The 16,544-nt window shown below is 70.6% G+C and carries 12 protein-coding genes; 7 read left to right on the plus strand and 5 right to left on the minus strand.

Translation table 11 applies throughout. The features are described from left to right. The first annotated feature begins 64 nt into the window (after positions 1-64). The 3 genes from recQ (at position 65) to KBY81_RS00280 (ending at position 4,297) form a co-directional block, all read left to right on the plus strand. A complete protein-coding gene (recQ, locus tag KBY81_RS00270; protein ID WP_254975135.1) occupies positions 65-1,894 on the plus strand; it encodes a DNA helicase RecQ in 1,830 nt (609 codons plus the stop codon). 27 nt (positions 1,895-1,921) lie between these two features. After that, positions 1,922-3,061, plus strand: coding sequence for a 3-dehydroquinate synthase (aroB, locus tag KBY81_RS00275; RefSeq protein WP_254971432.1), 1,140 nt, complete (start codon positions 1,922-1,924; stop codon positions 3,059-3,061). Between the two features lie 138 nt (positions 3,062-3,199). Next, positions 3,200-4,297, plus strand: a complete 1,098-nt coding sequence (locus KBY81_RS00280) for a DUF4912 domain-containing protein (RefSeq protein WP_254975136.1) — start codon at positions 3,200-3,202, stop codon at positions 4,295-4,297. A gap of 64 nt (positions 4,298-4,361) precedes the next feature. Here KBY81_RS00280 and KBY81_RS00285 read toward each other — a convergent pair whose 3' ends face one another. After that, positions 4,362-5,540, minus strand: coding sequence for an SAM-dependent methyltransferase (locus KBY81_RS00285; protein ID WP_254975137.1), 1,179 nt, complete (start codon positions 5,538-5,540; stop codon positions 4,362-4,364). A gap of 82 nt (positions 5,541-5,622) precedes the next feature. Here KBY81_RS00285 and KBY81_RS00290 point away from each other — a divergent pair, with 82 nt between their 5' ends. Next, positions 5,623-6,486, plus strand: a complete 864-nt coding sequence (locus tag KBY81_RS00290) for a TPM domain-containing protein (RefSeq protein ID WP_396103639.1) — start codon at positions 5,623-5,625, stop codon at positions 6,484-6,486. A 2-nt stretch (positions 6,487-6,488) separates the two neighbouring features. On the opposite strand, the gene KBY81_RS00295 is transcribed toward KBY81_RS00290, so the two are convergent. The 3 genes from KBY81_RS00295 to KBY81_RS00305 all read right to left on the minus strand — a co-directional run bounded on the left by KBY81_RS00295 (position 6,489) and on the right by KBY81_RS00305 (position 9,505). Continuing rightward, positions 6,489-7,235 (minus strand): glycoside hydrolase family 104 protein, encoded by a 747-nt coding sequence (locus KBY81_RS00295; protein ID WP_254975138.1) that lies wholly within the window; start codon positions 7,233-7,235, stop codon positions 6,489-6,491. Between the two features lie 315 nt (positions 7,236-7,550). Next, positions 7,551-8,636 (minus strand): hypothetical protein, encoded by a 1,086-nt coding sequence (locus KBY81_RS00300; protein WP_254975139.1) that lies wholly within the window; start codon positions 8,634-8,636, stop codon positions 7,551-7,553. Further along, the gene (locus tag KBY81_RS00305; protein WP_106220069.1) at positions 8,630-9,505 is read right to left on the minus strand and encodes a TIGR04168 family protein; all 876 of its coding nucleotides are present in this window, start codon (positions 9,503-9,505) and stop codon (positions 8,630-8,632) included. The genes KBY81_RS00300 and KBY81_RS00305 overlap by 7 nt, the downstream gene beginning before the upstream one ends. Positions 9,506-9,573: 68 nt before the next feature. Here KBY81_RS00305 and nadA point away from each other — a divergent pair, with 68 nt between their 5' ends. Further along, complete coding sequence (gene nadA / locus KBY81_RS00310) at positions 9,574-10,539, plus strand: quinolinate synthase NadA (protein ID WP_254975164.1); 966 nt, start codon at positions 9,574-9,576, stop codon at positions 10,537-10,539. Between the two features lie 34 nt (positions 10,540-10,573). Here the strand turns inward: nadA and KBY81_RS00315 are convergent, their stop codons facing one another. Continuing rightward, on the minus strand, positions 10,574-11,659 hold the full coding sequence (locus tag KBY81_RS00315) for a class I fructose-bisphosphate aldolase (protein ID WP_254975140.1): 1,086 nt from the start codon (positions 11,657-11,659) through the stop codon (positions 10,574-10,576). Between the two features lie 107 nt (positions 11,660-11,766). Here KBY81_RS00315 and KBY81_RS00320 point away from each other — a divergent pair, with 107 nt between their 5' ends. Both KBY81_RS00320 and KBY81_RS00325 read left to right on the plus strand, forming a co-directional pair. After that, the gene (locus tag KBY81_RS00320; RefSeq protein WP_254975141.1) at positions 11,767-12,807 is read left to right on the plus strand and encodes a ligase-associated DNA damage response exonuclease; all 1,041 of its coding nucleotides are present in this window, start codon (positions 11,767-11,769) and stop codon (positions 12,805-12,807) included. Positions 12,808-13,004: 197 nt separating this feature from the next. Then, the gene (locus KBY81_RS00325) at positions 13,005-16,544 is read left to right on the plus strand and encodes a diguanylate cyclase domain-containing protein (RefSeq protein ID WP_254975142.1); all 3,540 of its coding nucleotides are present in this window, start codon (positions 13,005-13,007) and stop codon (positions 16,542-16,544) included.

The raw sequence follows: 16,544 nt of genomic DNA on the forward strand, positions 1-16,544 counted from the left end.
GCCGGGGCGATGCACAATCGGAGCCGAGGCTGGAGCCCCCTTGGTGCCGCCCCACCCTTTCCCCATGACCCCAACGCCGACGCCCAAGCAGGTGCTGCGGGAGGTCTTCGGCTACGACGCCTTCCGCGGCCCCCAGGCCGCCATCGTCGAGCACGTCTGCGCGGGGGGGTCGGCCCTGGTGCTGATGCCCACCGGTGGCGGCAAGTCGCTCTGCTATCAGATCCCGGCCCTCTGCCGGCCGGGCACGGCGGTGGTGGTGTCGCCTCTGATCGCCCTGATGCAGGATCAGGTGAGTGCCCTGCGCCAGGCCGGCGTGCGGGCGGCCGCCCTGCATTCGGCCGAGAGCGGCGCCTCGGCCGCCGCCACCTGGCGGGAGCTGCAGGCAGGGGGTCTGGACCTGCTGTACGTGTCGCCGGAGCGGCTGCTGAACGGTGACCTTATCGAGCGGCTCGCCGACCTGCCCCTGGCCCTGTTCGCCATCGATGAAGCCCACTGCGTCTCCCAGTGGGGCCACGATTTCCGTCCCGAGTACCTGCAGCTGGCGGTGCTCGCGGAGCGCTTCAGGGCCGTTCCCCGCATCGCCCTCACCGCCACCGCCGATCCCCGCACCCGCTCCGAGATCGTGGCGCGCCTGGGCCTGGAGCAGGCGGCGGTGTTCACCGCCAGCTTCGATCGGCCGAACATCCGCTATCTGCTGCGGGACAAGAGCGATCCGAAGCGCCAGCTGCTGGAGTTCCTCGCCAGCCAGCGGGGCCATGCCGGCATCGTCTACGCCCGCTCCCGCAAGCGGGTGGAGGAGTTCGCTGCACTGATCAAGGCCGACGGGCATGACGCCCTGCCGTACCACGCCGGCCTGGCGGCGGACACACGCGGTGCCGCCCTGGAGCGCTTCCGCCACGGCAGCGGCGTGATCGTGGTGGCCACCATCGCCTTCGGCATGGGCATCGACAAGCCGGACGTGCGCTTCGTGGCCCACGTGGACCTGCCCAAGAGCCTGGAGGCCTACTACCAGGAGACGGGCCGAGCGGGCCGCGATGGGCTGCCGGCCATTGCCTGGATGGTGCATGGAGCCGCCGACGTGCCACCGCTGCGCCGCTTCATCGAGGAGTCCGACGCCGCGCCGGCCCAGAAGCGCATCGAGCATGGCCGGCTCGATTCCCTGATCGGTTTCGCCGAGACCTCCGGCTGCCGCCGCCGGATCCTGCTCGACTATCTGGGCGAGACGGGCAGCGCCGACTGCGGCAACTGCGACGTCTGCCTGGAGCCGAACCAGGGGGTGGACGTGACCGAACCGGCCCGCAAGGCCCTCTCGGCCGTCTACCGCACCGGCGGCCGCTTCGGGGCCGCCCACCTGGTGGACGTGCTGCTGGGGGGGGACACCGCCCGGGTCCGCAGCCTCGGCCATGACCAACTGGGGGTGTACGGGATCGGCAGGGAACTGGACCGGCTGCAGTGGCGCAGCCTGTTCCGCCAGCTCACCGCCAGGGGGTACCTGGTGGCGGCCGCCGATGGCCATGGCGGCCTGGAGTTCGGCCCCGAGGCGCTGGTGCGGCCGCTGCTGCGGGGCGAGTCCCGCCTCGAGATCCGGCTGCCGCCGCCGGCCCGGGAGCGACGTGGGCGCGCCTCCGGGGGAGCCACAACGCCCGCGGCCGGCGCGGAGTCCGCCGATCCGGACCTCCTGGCGGCCCTGAAAGCCTGGCGGCTGGAGCAGGCCCGGCAGCAGCGCCTGCCCCCCTATGTGGTCTTTCATGACCGCACCCTGGTGGCCATCGCCGAACGCCGTCCCACCGGCCTCGACGAACTCGCCGGCCTCACCGGCATCGGCACCGCCAAGCTCGCCAGCTACGGGGAGGCGGTGCTGGAGGTGGTCCGCCGCCTCTCCCCCCAGGCCTAGCCTCGGTCCACCCTCGCCCCTTCCTCCGTGCCGCAGGAGTACCGCACCATCACGGTGTCCCTCGCTGCCGATCCCTACCCGATCCTGATCGGTGAGGGCCTGCTCGGGGGCCTCGGTTCGTTCCTGCTCGAACGGGGAATCCAGAGCGGCACCCGGGTGCTGATGGTGACGAATCCCGATGTGGACGCGTTCCACGGGGCCCGGGCACTGCAGAGCCTGGAGGCCTCCGGCTTCGTGGTGCGGACGCTGGTGATTGAGGCCGGTGAGGAACAGAAGACCCCCGCCACGGTGGCGGCCATCCACGACGCCGCCTTCGCCCACCGCCTGGAGCGGAGCTCCCTGATCGTCGCCCTCGGCGGCGGTGTGGTGGGGGACATGGCCGGCTTCGCCGCCGCCACCTGGCTGCGGGGCATCGCCGTGGTGCAGGTGCCCACCACCCTGCTGGCGATGGTGGATGCGGCCATCGGCGGCAAGACCGGCGTGAACCATCCCGGCGGCAAGAACCTGATCGGCGCCTTCCACCAGCCGAAGCTGGTACTGATCGATCCCCTGGTGCTGGCAACCCTTCCGGAACGGGAGTTCCGGGCCGGCATGGCGGAGGTGATCAAGTACGCCGTCATCGGCGATGGGATCCTGTTCCGGGATCTGGAGGCGGCCGCCGAGCGGCATCCCAGCGGGGGCCTGGCCAGCCGGGACGCCCTCGGCCCGGTGCTGCTGCAGCGGCTGCTGGAACGTTCCGCCGCCGCCAAGGCCCGCGTCGTGGCGGCCGATGAACGGGAAGGGGGTTTGCGGGCGATCCTCAATTACGGACACACCCTGGGGCATGCGGTGGAGAACCTCAGCGGCTACGGCACCTGGCTGCACGGCGAGGCCGTGGGCCTGGGCATGCTGGCGGCCGGTGACATCGCTGTGGCCATGGGGCTCTGGAGCCAGGCCGATCAGGACCGCCAGCGACGTCTGATCGCCGCCGCCGGTCTGCCCATGGACTGGCCGGCCCTGGATCCCGAGGCGGTGCTGGCTTCCCTGCAGGCCGACAAGAAGGTGCGCCAGGGGAAGGTGCGTTTCGTCCTGCCCACCGGTGTGGGATCGGTCACGATCCGGGATGACGTCGATCCCGCCACGATCCGGGCCACCCTGGCGGTCGCCACTTCGATCGGCGCCCCCTGACACAGGGGCCCGCTGCGGCCCCGTCTTGCGGCCCAAGGCGCCGGGGAGAGGGGCTCAAAGGTGGTCTTTCGCTGACAGGGAAGGCGCGGACCCCTCGGATCGGAGACCATCACCGCAAGGTTTTCTTCAACACGGCCCATGAGCCTTCGTCCCAGCCGGTTCAAAGACATCCTGAGCCAGCCCCTGAGACGACTCGGTGCCCTGGCCAGAACCGTCGGGCTCGGGGGGTCGGAGCAGACCGCCCAGCCCGATCCCTCCGCCCCGGCGGAGGAGGTTTCGCCGTCTGCCGTGGAGCCCACACCGGCGTTCTCGCCCCCGCCGCAGGCGCCCCAGGAGCCCGGCCGCGGGGCCAGCTGGGTGGCCTTCGTGCCCCGCGATCCCCAGTGGTCCCAGGTGCGCTGGTTCATCGAACCGGGCGACCGGAAGCGGGCCCAGGCGGAGGGAGCCACCCAGCTGTGTCTGCGGGTGGCCGACGTCACCGGTCTCGATGGGGGGTCCACCCACCCCCACACCCTCCAGGAGGTGGTGGTCGACAGCCAGGCCATTGAGTGGTACTTGCCGGTGCCCCTGTCCGGCCGCGATTACCGGGTGGAGCTGGGCTTCCGCAAGGGCGGCAGCGGCGGCTGGATCTCCCTGGCCTTCTCCGCCACCGCCCATGTCCCGGAGCTGGATGGTCCGGCCCTGACCACGCCCGATCCCTTCGTGGCCTTCTCCATGCCTCCCGCCGCTGACCCGGCACCGGGAGCCGCCCCGCCCCGCGAGATCGTCAACGATCTGCACGAACGGCTCTACCAGAGCGCCACCAGCCCCTGGCGGCGTCTGGGCCGGGGCTCGGAGGCCTTCCACGAGATCGATTCCGCCGCCGGCCTGCACGGTGCGGGCGGTGCCCTGTCCGACTCCGGCGCCGGTCCCTGGGCCTCCGGCCGCAGCGCTTCCGGCATCGGTGGGGTTGCGCCCCGGCAACGTTCCTTCTGGCTGGTGGCCGATGCTGAGCTGATTGTCTATGGAGCCACCGACCCCTCGGCACGGCTCAGCATCGGCGGTGAGGACGTTCCCCTCTCCGCCGATGGCACGTTCCGCCTGCAGGTGCCCTTCCGGGACGGTCAGCAGCTCTACCCGATCGAGGCGCTGGCGGCCGATGGGGAACAGAAGCGCAGCATCACCATGGAGTTCCGCCGCACCACCCCCCACGCCAACGTCAATCCCCGCGAGGAAGCCCAGTCGGAGTGGTTCTGAGCAGGGGATGGCAAGGAGGTCGCAGGTGAACCGGGGGCTTGAGCGGAAGGGCTGAGCGCCGGGATCAGGCCGAAGGGGGACTCAGGAACAGGGGTTCCCTTCCCGGGGTCGCCGGTTCCCCGTCACGGCGCAGGGCGATCCAGCGGAACTCACCGAGCCCCGCCGGATCCACCAGCCGCAGCAGGGTCTCCCTGCGCTGCAGCAGCTCCGCCAGCGGCGTGCCGCTCTGCCGCTGCAGGCCATGCAGACGCTTGGCCAGGCCGAGGGCCAGCAGGGCCTCGCCCTGGCGGCAGACGCCCTGGGGCTGCCAGCCACCGGCCCGGGCGGCGATGTCCAGGCTCTCCAGGCAGAGGTGGGCGGTGAGGTCCCACTGGCCCGGCTCGCGAAGCGGGTCGTCGCTGGCCCGCTGGCGGCGGTAGGCCATCAGGGTGCCGTTGCTGCGCTGGGGCGCGTAGTAGCGGCGGGCTTCATGGGCGTAGTCGATCACCAGCAGCCAGCCCTGGTCGAGGGCTGCGGCGCAGGCAGCCAGCCAGGGGGCCAGACCGGGGTGGAGCTCGCTGCACCAGCCCTCGGGACGGCGTTCATCGAGGGGCAGCAGTCCCAGATCGGCCAGCGACGCCAGCATCGCCCCGGACAGGGGTTCACCGGCCTCCAGCCGAAGCCCGTCGTTCTCCAGCACGACCCGCTGGCGGCACCAGCGCTCACCCCGCCGCTCGAACCGCTCCACGGCCAGGGCGTCAAGCACCTCGTGGGCCAGCACCACCCCCCGCAGCGGGACGTCCGCCAGGGTCCGGAGGTCGGCCCAGCGCACGGGCAGGGGGCAGCTGGCGAGCCGCCGGCGCTGCCGCTCGGCCATGCCGGCATTGGGCTCGACGAGCACCAGCTCGGTGCGCCCGGCCAGGGAGGGCCAGCCGGTGTGGAGCGCTTCGGCCAGCTGCTGGGCCAGCTGCCCCTCCCCCGGGCCGGTCTCCACCAGGGCCAGGGGTGCGTCAGCGGGGAGCAGGGCCAGCCACTGGGCCACCTGGGGGGCCAGCAGGCGGGCGAACTCTTCGCCCAGGGAGGGGGCCGTGGCGAAGTCACCACCGGGGCCGATCTGGAGCCGGCCGCTGCCGTAGGCCCCATGGTCCGGGTCGTGCAGGGCCCAGTCCATGTAGTCGAGGAACGGCACCGAGCCCCCCGCCGCCCGCAGTCGCTGGGCCAGCCAGGCCGGAACCGCCGGGGAGCCGGGGGAGGGAGGGATCACGCGGCGTGGGGCGACTCGGTGAGAATGCTGACCGATGGATGACGGAACGATGGCGATGGCGGCAGCGACGGCACCGACAGCGATGGCGGCTCGACAACCGCACCGGGGTGGGCCGCAGCGGCGCAGCGACCTGGGGCGGCGGCTGGGGGCGCTCCTGGCCATGCTCTGCCTCGTGCTCGTCACCTGGGTGCTGCCAGGCACCGTCGGCCAGGCCCTGGCGGCGGACAACCCCCAGCTGCTGCCCGATCACCCCACCCCGGTGATCGACCTGGCCAAGGCCCTCACCGACGGCGAACGGGGGGCCCTGGAGAGTGAACTGGAGGATTTCGAAGCCAGCAGCGGCTGGAAGCTGCGGGTACTGACCCAGTACGAGCGCACGCCCGGCCTGGCGGTCAAGGGCTTCTGGGACCTCGATGAGCGCAGTCTGCTGCTGGTGGCCGATCCCCGCGGCGGCAACCTGCTGAACTTCAACGTGGGCGAGGCCCTGTTCGCCCTGATGCCCCGCACCTTCTGGGTGGAGCTCCAGACCCGCTACGGCAACCAGTTCTACGTGCGCGACCACGGCGAGGACGGTTCGATCCTCTCGGCCATCCATGCGGTGAAGGGCTGCCTGGCGATCGGCGGCTGCCAGGTGGTGCCCGGGCTGCCCCAGGAGCAGTGGATCCTGACCCTGTGCACCTCGATCCTGGGGGGACTGATCGTCGGGTTCGCCGCCTTCCCGCGCCAGGAGGGTCGTCGGGTGGAGTGGACCTGGGTGCTGCTGCTCTCACCCCTGTGGGTGATCCTGTTCGTCGCCCTGGGAATGGGGCCGATCATCACCCGCACCCACGACGTGCTGCCGCTGCTGCGCAACGTTCTGGGCTTCCTGGGAGCGGCGGTGCTGGCCTATCTCATCGCCCAGAAGACGCTCGGCGGTGTGCGACTGGAGGGCAAGGGGGAGAGCTGAGCTCAGGGGGCCGGGGTGCTGACGCGCTCCAGCTGACAGGAGAGGCTGGCGTCATTGCAGGCCGGCGGCACCTGGCGGATGGCCACGTCCTCCCAGACGGCGGCCTCCTCCCTGCGCAGCTGGGCCAGGTTCTGCTCGTAGAAGCGGCGCAGGTCGTTCAGACGCTTGACGGGCTGGCCGTAGAAGCTGCGGCCGGCCAGGGTGGGGAACGAGGCCCACTCGGGGGCCAGCCGGGCGGCCAGATCGGGGGTCAGCTCGCCACGGTCGGCCAGATGCAGGGCACCGCGACGCTGGACCAGGAACAGGGCGGCCTGGTCCTGGGATTCGGGGCCGAAGTCGGAGACCCCGAGAGCGCGGGTGACCATGTCCCAGGTGAAGGGCATGAACTGGTAGGCCCCGGCGGCGGCACTGGCGTAGCGGGCCGTGCGCATGACGCGGTTGGGATGCCGCTCGAGGGAGTCGAACAGGCTGCCGCCGAACAGGATCCGGTAGCCGATCTCATGGCCGTTGGCCCAGGTTCCCTCGGCGTAGCGGATGGTGTTGAGCAGGGCGCGCCGCTCGGGGGTGATGGCGAAGACCCGGGGCGCGGCCGGCAGCGGCGAGAGCATCGCCATGCGGGTGGGGCCGCCGGGGGCGACGCTGCTGGCCCCCCAGCCCTGGGAGCCCTCGGCGGCCCTGACTGGCCCGGCCAGGCTCAGACCCAGTCCGGCGAGGGCAAGAAGCAGGGGGGTGCGCTGAAGGTTCGGCAAGAGAAGAGGTCGAGAAGGACAAGTGGGCAGAGACCTGTTGCAGGGACAACAGAGTCAAACCGGCTTGATGTGCTTGGTGAGACCAGGTCTTCTGGAGAACGGCAACAGGAAGAACCAGTGATCCCGGGACATAGAAAATGAATCCATGACGCCGGGAGTTGGCGGTAATTTGCCGATGAATCAGCAGAATCGATTCCTTATTTGTGACGGTCGAATAACTGTCTACCGGTATCAAGAATGACGTTTTGCATTCCGGTTACAGCCAGGGACTGATATCTCCCGGATTCGATGAACAGATGATCAAATCCTGAAGGCCTACCCCATAGGCAGTGCTGATCGTCCCTCCAGCCAGGTCACGAGCGTCCGTGCGGCGGTGGACGCCCCGTCGTCCGCCAGGGGGCCGCGCCGCGGAGGCATCAGGGGCTGGTCCAGCTCCCAGTCGCCGCGGCGGAAGGCCTCCTGGCTCAGCAGCCGATGCCAGCCGTGGTTGCGCAGGTCCTCCTCCAACACCGGTGCTTCCGCGAAGCCGCTCCGGTGCACCAGATGAATGCCCACCCCCTGGCTGAAGGCCTCGCAGAAGCTGCTGTAGCCGGGCTTGGTGATCAGCCGTCCGGCCAGGGGCATCAGGTCGAGGGGGCGCACCCCCGGCGGCAGGCAACGGCCATTGGCCACCGTGGCCAGCAGCGGCTCCGGTCCGATGAACACATGCTCGGGCCAGCGGGCCAGCAGCGCCGGGTCGATCGCCATTCCGAGCCCCCCGAAGCTGACCAGCACCACCCGCTCCCGGTCCGCCGGCAGGTCCAGCTCCCGGGCCAGCCACTCGCCATCGAGCCGGGGCCGGGAGCAGGTCAGGCCCAGCCGCACCTGGGGCACCCCCCAGTCCATCGGCAGGGACAGGGGGCAATGGAGCAGCAGATCCCCCTGGCCGTAGAGCTGCCGGTGCCGATCGGCCCAGGGACGGAAGGCCGGGCCCATTGGGGCATGGATCACGTCCCAGCCGAAGCTGGCCAGCCAGACGAGCGGCACCCGCAGTCGCCGGGCCAGCAGGGCGGCCGCCGGAGGCACGTCCCCCAGCACCAGGACCGGCTGACGCTGGTCCTCCAGCCAGCGGGCCTCGCGCTCCACCAGCGCCGGCAGCTCCTCCTCCAGCCGCTCGAGGGCGGCCAGGGTGGCGCTGGCGTCGGCGCCGAGGGCATCGGCCTGGATCACCCCCACGTCCCAGTGGCAGGGGCGCCGCTCGAAGGGCACAGGCCCGAAGGACAGCTCCAGGAAGGCCGGCGGCAAGCCGGTGGAGATCACCAGCCGCCAGTCGGGCCTGAGGGCGGCCAGTTCGCAGAGCACCGAGGCCGTTCGGGATCCATGGCCGAAGCCATGGCTGCTGACGCAGGCGCAGATCAGCAAGGGCTGAGCACTCCCGCCGCCGGCAGGGCCGCCGTCCAGAGGGTCTGCTCGTAATGGAGGGCGCCGTCGATGCCGTACCAGCGGTGGCTGATGTGGCGCAGATCGCCATCGGAGAAGACGACCCAGCTGAAGTGGCGCAGGGCGCGGCCCCGCTGGTCCACGCCATGGCGGGGGACGCAGGCGGTGTTCAGGAAGGCGGTGCCCTGGGCGTCGCGGCGGAAGCTCAGCCGTTCCCCCTGGTGATGGCAGAGGGCGTGGTGCATGTGGCCGAACACCACCAGGGGCAGGGGGCGGCGGCGGCGGATCTGATCCACCGCCAGGGCCAGATCCTGATCCCCCCAGTCGCAGGCGGGGGCCTTCCAGTCGCGGCCGCAGGGGTCGTCCACCTGGGTGCCCAGGCCGCTGGGGCCGGAATGGGCCAGCAGGATCAGCGGCAGCTGGGGATCGGCGGCCAGGGCCGCCCGGCTGATGCGCTCGGCGGACTCCTGCAGGCCCACTGGCCCGTAGACCGATCGCACCGCCTTGGAGAGGTGGAAGCCACCGCCGGCGGTGCCGGGACGGGCGCCCACCACCGCCAGCCCGGGGGGACGCAGCTCCCTCAGACCCCAGCCGCAGTGCCGCTCACCGAGCAGCTCCAGCTGGCGGCGCAGGGTGCGGCCGCTGCCGTCCTTGCCGGCATCGTGGTTGCCCAGAACGCAGGCGATCGGCAGCTCCAGGGTGGCGAGCAGTTCGGGGATGCGGCACTTGCCGTCGCTCAGGTCGCCCACCAGCAGCAGGGCATCCGGACGGATCCGTTCCAGCACGTCGTGGTCACTGCGATCCCACTGGTCGTGCAGATCCCCCGCGATGGCGATGTTCAGCTCAGCCAATACCGACCGCTTCCTAGAGTGGGATCATCGTGCATGAGAAGGGGCATCGGTTGGTCTTCACGCAGACGCTGACCCACACGCCCCAACCCAGCCCTGAGGCCTGCCCGCCCCATGCTGAGCTGGCCGCCGCGATCGAAACGCTCAAGAACGAGCGCAACGCCATCATCCTGGCCCACTACTACCAGGACGACGCCATCCAGGACTGCGCCGATTTCATCGGCGATTCCCTCGAGCTCTCCCGCCGCGCTGCCAGCACCGACGCCGAGGTGATCGTCTTCTGCGGCGTCCACTTCATGGCGGAGACCGCCAAGATCCTCAACCCCGGCCGCACGGTGCTGCTGCCCGACCTCGAGGCCGGCTGCAGCCTGGCGGACGCCTGCCCCGCCGACGCCTTCGCCGACTTCCGCCGGCGTCACCCCGACCACGTCGTGGTGAGTTACATCAACTGCTCCGCGGCGGTGAAGGCCCAGAGCGACCTGATCTGCACCAGCAGCAATGCGGTCCACCTGGTGCAGCAGCTGCCGGCCGACCGCCCGATCCTGTTCGCCCCCGACCAGAACCTGGGGCGCTGGGTGGCCCGCCAGAGCGGCCGGGAGCTCACCCTCTGGCCCGGCAGCTGCATCGTCCACGAGACCTTCAGCGAGCAGGCCCTGCTGCGCCTGCGCCAGGAACACCCCGAGGCCGAGGTGATCGCCCATCCGGAGTGTCAGCAGCACCTGCTCGACCTGGCCGACTTCATCGGCTCCACCAGCAAGCTGCTGCAGCGCACCCAGACCAGCCCGGCCCCCTCCTTCATCGTGCTCACCGAGCCGGGCATCCTCCACCAGATGCGGCGGCGGGCACCGGAGAAGATCTTCCATGAGGTGCCCGGGGCCGACGGCTGCAGCTGCAACGCCTGCCCCTACATGCGGCTGAACACGCTCGAGAAGCTGTGGCGGTGCCTGCACACCATGGCGCCGGCGATCGAGCTCGACGAGGAGATCCGCTTGCGGGCCCTGGTGCCGATCGAGCGCATGCTGGCGATGAGCGCCTGAGGGGCCGGCCCGGACCCCTCGGCTCGGCACCTTTTCAGTAGCTGTAGTTGGCCACGAACAGCGAGCCGCCGTCACCGGAGGGTTCGGAGCCAGCCACATAGGCCCCGCGGGCCGCGGCGCCGTTGGCCCGGGCGCGGGCCAGCAGGGCCGCCTGGCCCGCCGCCGTGTCGTTCCCCTTCCATTCACTGAGGCAGGAATGCTGCAGGGCGCGGCCGTAGGAGAAGCCCAGGTGCCAGGGGGCCTCCGGGTCGGCGGCATGAATGGCCGAGAGCAGGACGCTGGCCTCCTCCTCCCCCAGGCCCCCCGAGAGGAACAGGATCGCCGGCACGGCCGGGGGCACGCTGCGGCGCAGGGTGCGCACGGTGTAGGCCGCCACCTGCTCGGAGCTGGATCGATCGGAAGCCCCGGCTCCAGGCAGGGTCATCGAAGGTTTCAGCAGGGTGCCCTCCAGGAATACGCCGTTCTGGCCCAGGGCCTCGTAGACGCTGCGCAGCACCCACTCCTGCACCGCCGCGGTGGTGAGGATGTCGTGGTCGCCGTCCATCAGGATCTCCGGCTCCACGATCGGCACCAGGCCCTCCTCCTGGGCCGTGCGGGCGTAGCGGGCCAGCCCCCAGGCGTTCTCGCGCACGCACAGCTCCGAGGGGCAGCCGTCGGCGCTGATGCGCAGCACGGCGCGCCATTTGGCGAAGCGGGCGCCGCGGGCGTAGGCCCGGGCCGCCCGTTCCTGCAGGCCCCGCAGTCCCGTGCACCAGGTCTCGCCGGCCAGGCCCCCGGCCAGGGGCTCCACCCCGAGGTCCAGCTTGATCCCGACCACCAGCCCCTGCTCCTTGAAGAGATCGACGATCGATCCGGCCGGCCGGCCCGCGATGGGGGCCGCCTCCTGGTACAGGGTTTCCTCGTAGAGGATCACGCCGCTGATCGTTTCGCCGAGTCCGGGGGTGGTGGCCAGCAGGGTGCGGTAGGCGCGGCGGTTCTCCTCACTGTTCTCAACGTCGATCGCGGTGAAGCGCTTGCCGATCGTGCCGGTGGATTCGTCGGCCGCCAGCAGGCCGGTGCCCGGCCGGGCCAGGGCGGCCGCGGTGGCCTCCAGCTCCTCGCGATGGGTCTCCAGTGACATCGGGCCAGCGGTGATGGCTGCCCCATGGCTAGTGGTGAGCCCGCACGCCGTCAACGGACACGGGCCGCCAGGATGCGGCCATCCCCCTGCGGCGGCACCGGCGCGCCATGGTCCTGCCGCCCGACGGCCTGCTCCAGCTCACCCCCCAGGGGCTCTACTGTCCGGCGGCCCAGGCCTGGATCGACCCCTGGCGACCGGTGAGCCGGGCCCTGATCACCCATGGCCACGCCGACCACGCCCGGCCCGGCAGCGGCGCCTACTGGGCGGCGAGCCCTGGCGAGGGCGTGCTGCGCCAGCGGCTGGGGGCCGGCATCGAACTGACGGGGCTGCCCTACGGCGAGGAACGACGCCTCGGTGGGGCTGTGGTGTCGTTCCATCCGGCCGGCCATGTGCTGGGCTCGGCCCAGATCCGGATCACGGCCGGCAATGAAACCTGGCTGATCAGCGGGGACTACAAGCGCGATGCCGACCCCAGCTGCGCCCCGTTCGAGCCGGTGAGCGCCGACGTGCTGATCACCGAGGCCACCTTCGGCCTGCCGATCTACCGCTGGCGGCCCGGCTGGCAGGTGGCCGCCGAGATCTTGGCCTGGTGGCGGGGGGGCCCCCAGCGCCCCTCGCTGCTGTTCGCCTATGCCTTCGGCAAGGCCCAGCGGCTGCTGGCGGAACTGGCCGCGCTGGGGGTGGAGGAGGAAGTGCTGCTGCACGGGGCGGTGCAGGCCCTGATGGAGCCCTACCGGAGCCAGGGGGTGGTGCTGCCGCCGACGCGGCCGCTGAGCGAACTTCCCCGCAGCGAATCGCTGGCCGGGCGCCTGGTGCTGGCGCCGCCCTCGGCCCACCGCTCGCCCTGGATGAAACGGTTCACCAACCCCCAGACCGCCTTCGTCAGCGGCTGGATGGCGGTGCGGGGGGCACGGCGGCGACGCGGCTTCGAGCGGGGCTTCGCCCTCAGCGACCACGCCGACTGGGACGGGCTGCTGCGCACGGTCCGGGACTGCGGCGCCCGCCAGGTGTACGTGACCCACGGCAACAGCGACGGACTGGCCCGCTACCTGCGCGAGGAGCAGGGTCTGGCGGCCGAGCCCCTGGGGCGGGCCTTCGAGGGGCAAAGGAACGAGGAGGGGGAGGTGGCCGGAGCCTCGCCCGCCTGAAGCGATGAACAGACAACGGCCCGCTGAATGTTCGCCATGGAACCGCAGTATGGGAAGCGAGGGAAGATCAGCGCCACGGAAAAAAGATTCACCCTGAAAGCCCGTTGTCAAGGGCCGATGGAATCAATAACTGTTGAAGATCCAGGATGATGGGGCCAGCTCGCACCTAGCGTTCTTGAGGAAGGGAACGTGGTGCCATGGGTGAACATGGGGGATCGGCAGACCACGCCGCGAGCCTTCACGATCGGCTGGCCGATTTCTGTCTGATCGCCGACCTCACCGACACCGACCTGCTGGCCTCCGATGCGCTGAGCGGCCATTTTCTTGCCTGCAATCATTCAGCCCACACCCATCTGGGGTACAGCATCCCGGAACTGCTGGCCCTGTCCCCGGAAGCGATCCAGGCCGATCCCGATCACGACGCTGCCTGGGGGGCCGAGCGTCGCCGCGAGCTGATCGTCGCCGGCGGCGGGACCCTGCACACCCGTCATCGCTGCCGCGATGACTCCATCCGAGACGTCATCGTCCGCAGCCGTGTTCTCGAGATCGACGGGCGGCAACTGATCGTGAGCTGCGTCAGCGACGAAACCCAGCAGCGCCACCGGGAAATGCAGCTCGCCGACACCCTCTCCCTCCTGGAGGAGGGGACGACGATCAGCGGCATCGGTGTCTGGGATCTGCGCTTCAGTGATGGCCGCATGCGGTGGTCGGAGCAGACCCGGCGCCTCTGCAGAAGCCCGCACGGCGGTGACCACCCCTCGCTCCGGGACTACGGCGCCCTGGTGCATCCCGACGACCGACTCCGCTGGCATATGGATGTGCGGCGGGCCGTGACCCGGGGGGATGTGTTCCGCAGCTGCCACCGGCTCTGCTTCGAGGACGGCACGGAGGTGATGGTGGAGGCTGTGGGTCAGCTCAGCTACGACCACAGCGGTGCGCCGGCGCGCATGGTGGGCACCCTCAGGGACATCACCGGCGAGCAGGCCCTGCTGCAGGCGGTGGCGGGCGAGCGCTCCTGCGACCCCCTCACCGGCCTTCCCAACAAGCTCGCCACCCTGGAGGAGCTGGACCGACGCCTGAGCGGTCGCCGCTACAACGCGTCGATGGCGGTCATGAGCCTGGATGTGGATGGCTTCGGGGACATCAACGACCACTTCGGATCCGATGTCGGCGACCGGGTGCTGCGCGCCATGGCCGGCCGGCTGCGGGATCTGATCGGGCCGGGCGACTGGCTGGCGCGGCTGGGCAGCGACCAGTTTCTGATCCTCATGGAAGCGGGAGTCCGCTCCATCGGTGATGCGATGGGCGCCGCCCGTCGGTTGCAGCAGGAGTGGGCCCAGCAGCAGCCGTTACTGGAGGCCCTGCCCCTCGACCCGACGTTTTCCGTGGGGATCGCCACCTATCCCGAGCACGCCCAGGAGAGCCGGACGCTGATCCAGTGCGCCAACACGGCCCTGATGAAGGGGAAGGCCCAGGGAAGCACTCAGGTGTGCGCGTACTCCAGCACGATCAGCCGCCAGATTCAGGAGCGCATGGAGCTGAGCATTCAGCTGTCCCAGGCGGTGGAACGCGAACAGTTCCGACTGCTGATTCAACCGCAGCGAACCGCATCCAACGCGCTCGCCGGCGGGGAGATCCTGCTGCGCTGGACCAACCACCTGAGCCTCTCGGTGCCGCCCAGCCATTTCCTTCCGCTTGCCGAAGAGAGTGGTCTGATCCTGCAGCTCTCCCCCTGGGTGCTGCGACAGACCGCCCAGCGGATCAGCGCCTGGCAGGCGGCGGGCCTCCACCCCCCGCGGCTGGCCCTGAACGTCTCCCCGCGGGAGCTGGAGCTGCCGGACGGGCGATTCATCGGCGCCATGCTGGAGACCCTGGCGGAGCACCAGCTGCGTCCCGAGCAGCTGGAACTCGAGATCACCGAAACGGCGTTGATCCGCAATCCCCTTCTGGCCCGTGAACAGCTGCGGGTGCTGGCCGATCAGGGGTTCCGGATCGCGATCGACAACTTCGGAACCGGCTATTCCTCCCTGGAACTGCTGCGGACCCTGCCGGTCCATCGACTCAAGATCGATCGCACCTTCGTGCAGGCTCTGACGACTTCCCCCGTCGATCAGACCATCGTGGCCACCACCATCGCCCTGGCCCATGGCCTGGGGATGGACTGCACCGCCGAGGGGGTGGAGACCGAGGAGCAGCGCCGGAAGCTGCAGGATCTCGGCTGCGACTGCTTCCAGGGCTTCCTGTGCGGTCCTCCCCTGGAACCGGAAGCCTTCGAGGCCCTGCTCCTGCATCCGGGTAGCGCGGTCGTTCCTGCCCCGGAGCGCTGGTCGGGGGCACCGCAGGGCAGCGCAGCCCCGTCAGGCCGGCCGGCGGCTGGGGCCCATCTGCCCGGCACGTTCGAGCAGCTCGCGTTGCTGCGAACCGCCGTGGACGCCAGCCGTGATTTCTTTCTGCTGCTGCAGTCCGTCCATGGCCATGACGGCAGCATCGAAGACTTCCGGGTTCTGGATGTCAACAGAGCCGTCTGCTCCCACCTGCAGCAGGACCGCGAGGCGATCCTGGGCCAGACGCTGCTGGCCATCAGCCCGTCGATGGTCCAGAACGGGCTGATGGAGCTGTATGGCGATGCGGCCATGCGCAACGTCCCCACCGCCGTCAGTGGCTTTGCCGCCGACGATGGACCCACGGCCACGGGCCGCCGTCTGTTCGACATCGAGATCACCCCGGACCGCGGGATCCTCGCGGTCACCTGGCGGGATGTGACCGAGCAGGACCACGCCGCCCGCAGCCTGGCGGATGTGGCAGCCCTGTACCGGCTGCTCGCCGACAACATCGTCGATGTGATGCTGCTGCTGAACCACCACCAGCAGGTGGTGTGGGTGTCGCCGTCGCTGCAGCCCATGACGGGCTGGCAGCAGACGCAGTGGCACGGCCGGAACTTCCAGGATCTGTTCGCCTCCGCCGAGGAGCCGCCCGGACCGGTGGATCTCGACCAGTGGCTGGCGGAGTCGGGCCCGATCCGCCAGGGCCGTCTGCGGCTGGCCGATCCCGATGGGGGCTGGGGCTGGGTGCAGCTGAACGTCCGCAGGCTCGCGTGCGACCAGCTGCGCAGCCTCGACACGCGCGGGTTCGACACCAGTGGCGAGGTGGACCCCATCGGGGCCCCCCTGAGCCTGGCCCATGGCTATGTGATCACCCTCCAGCCGGTGGATGCGCAGGTCCTGGAGGAACGCCTGTTGCTGCAGCGCGCCAACACCGATCCCCTGACGGGCCTCTGCAGCCGCGCCGCCATTCTCGAGCGGCTGGAGCGGCTGCTGCTGGATGAGCGTGCCCACAGCGCCCAGCCCCTGGCCCTGCTCTTCTGCGACTGCGACGGCTTCAAGGGCATCAACGACCGCTACGGCCACGCCTGCGGTGATGCGGTGCTGAGAACCGTGGCCCGCAGGATTCAGGCCCGGACCCGCCGCGGCGACCATGCCGGCCGGATCGGCGGCGATGAGTTTCTGCTGCTGCTGGAGGGGATCGAGCAGCTCGAGGATGCGATCGCCTTCGCCGAAGACCTCCAGACCAGCATCAGCGAGCCGATCCCCTGGAGTGACCGCACCATTGAACCCTCGTTCTCGATCGGCATCGCCCTGCACGGGGCCGGGGAGGATGCGGATCTGTTCCTCCGGCGGGCCGACCGCAACATGTACACAGCCAAGGCCGCCGGCCGCCGTCGGGTGGTCGCCCTCTGA

Source organism: Cyanobium sp. Lug-B (genome assembly GCF_024345635.1).
Taxonomy (GTDB): domain Bacteria; phylum Cyanobacteriota; class Cyanobacteriia; order PCC-6307; family Cyanobiaceae; genus Cyanobium; species Cyanobium minutissimum.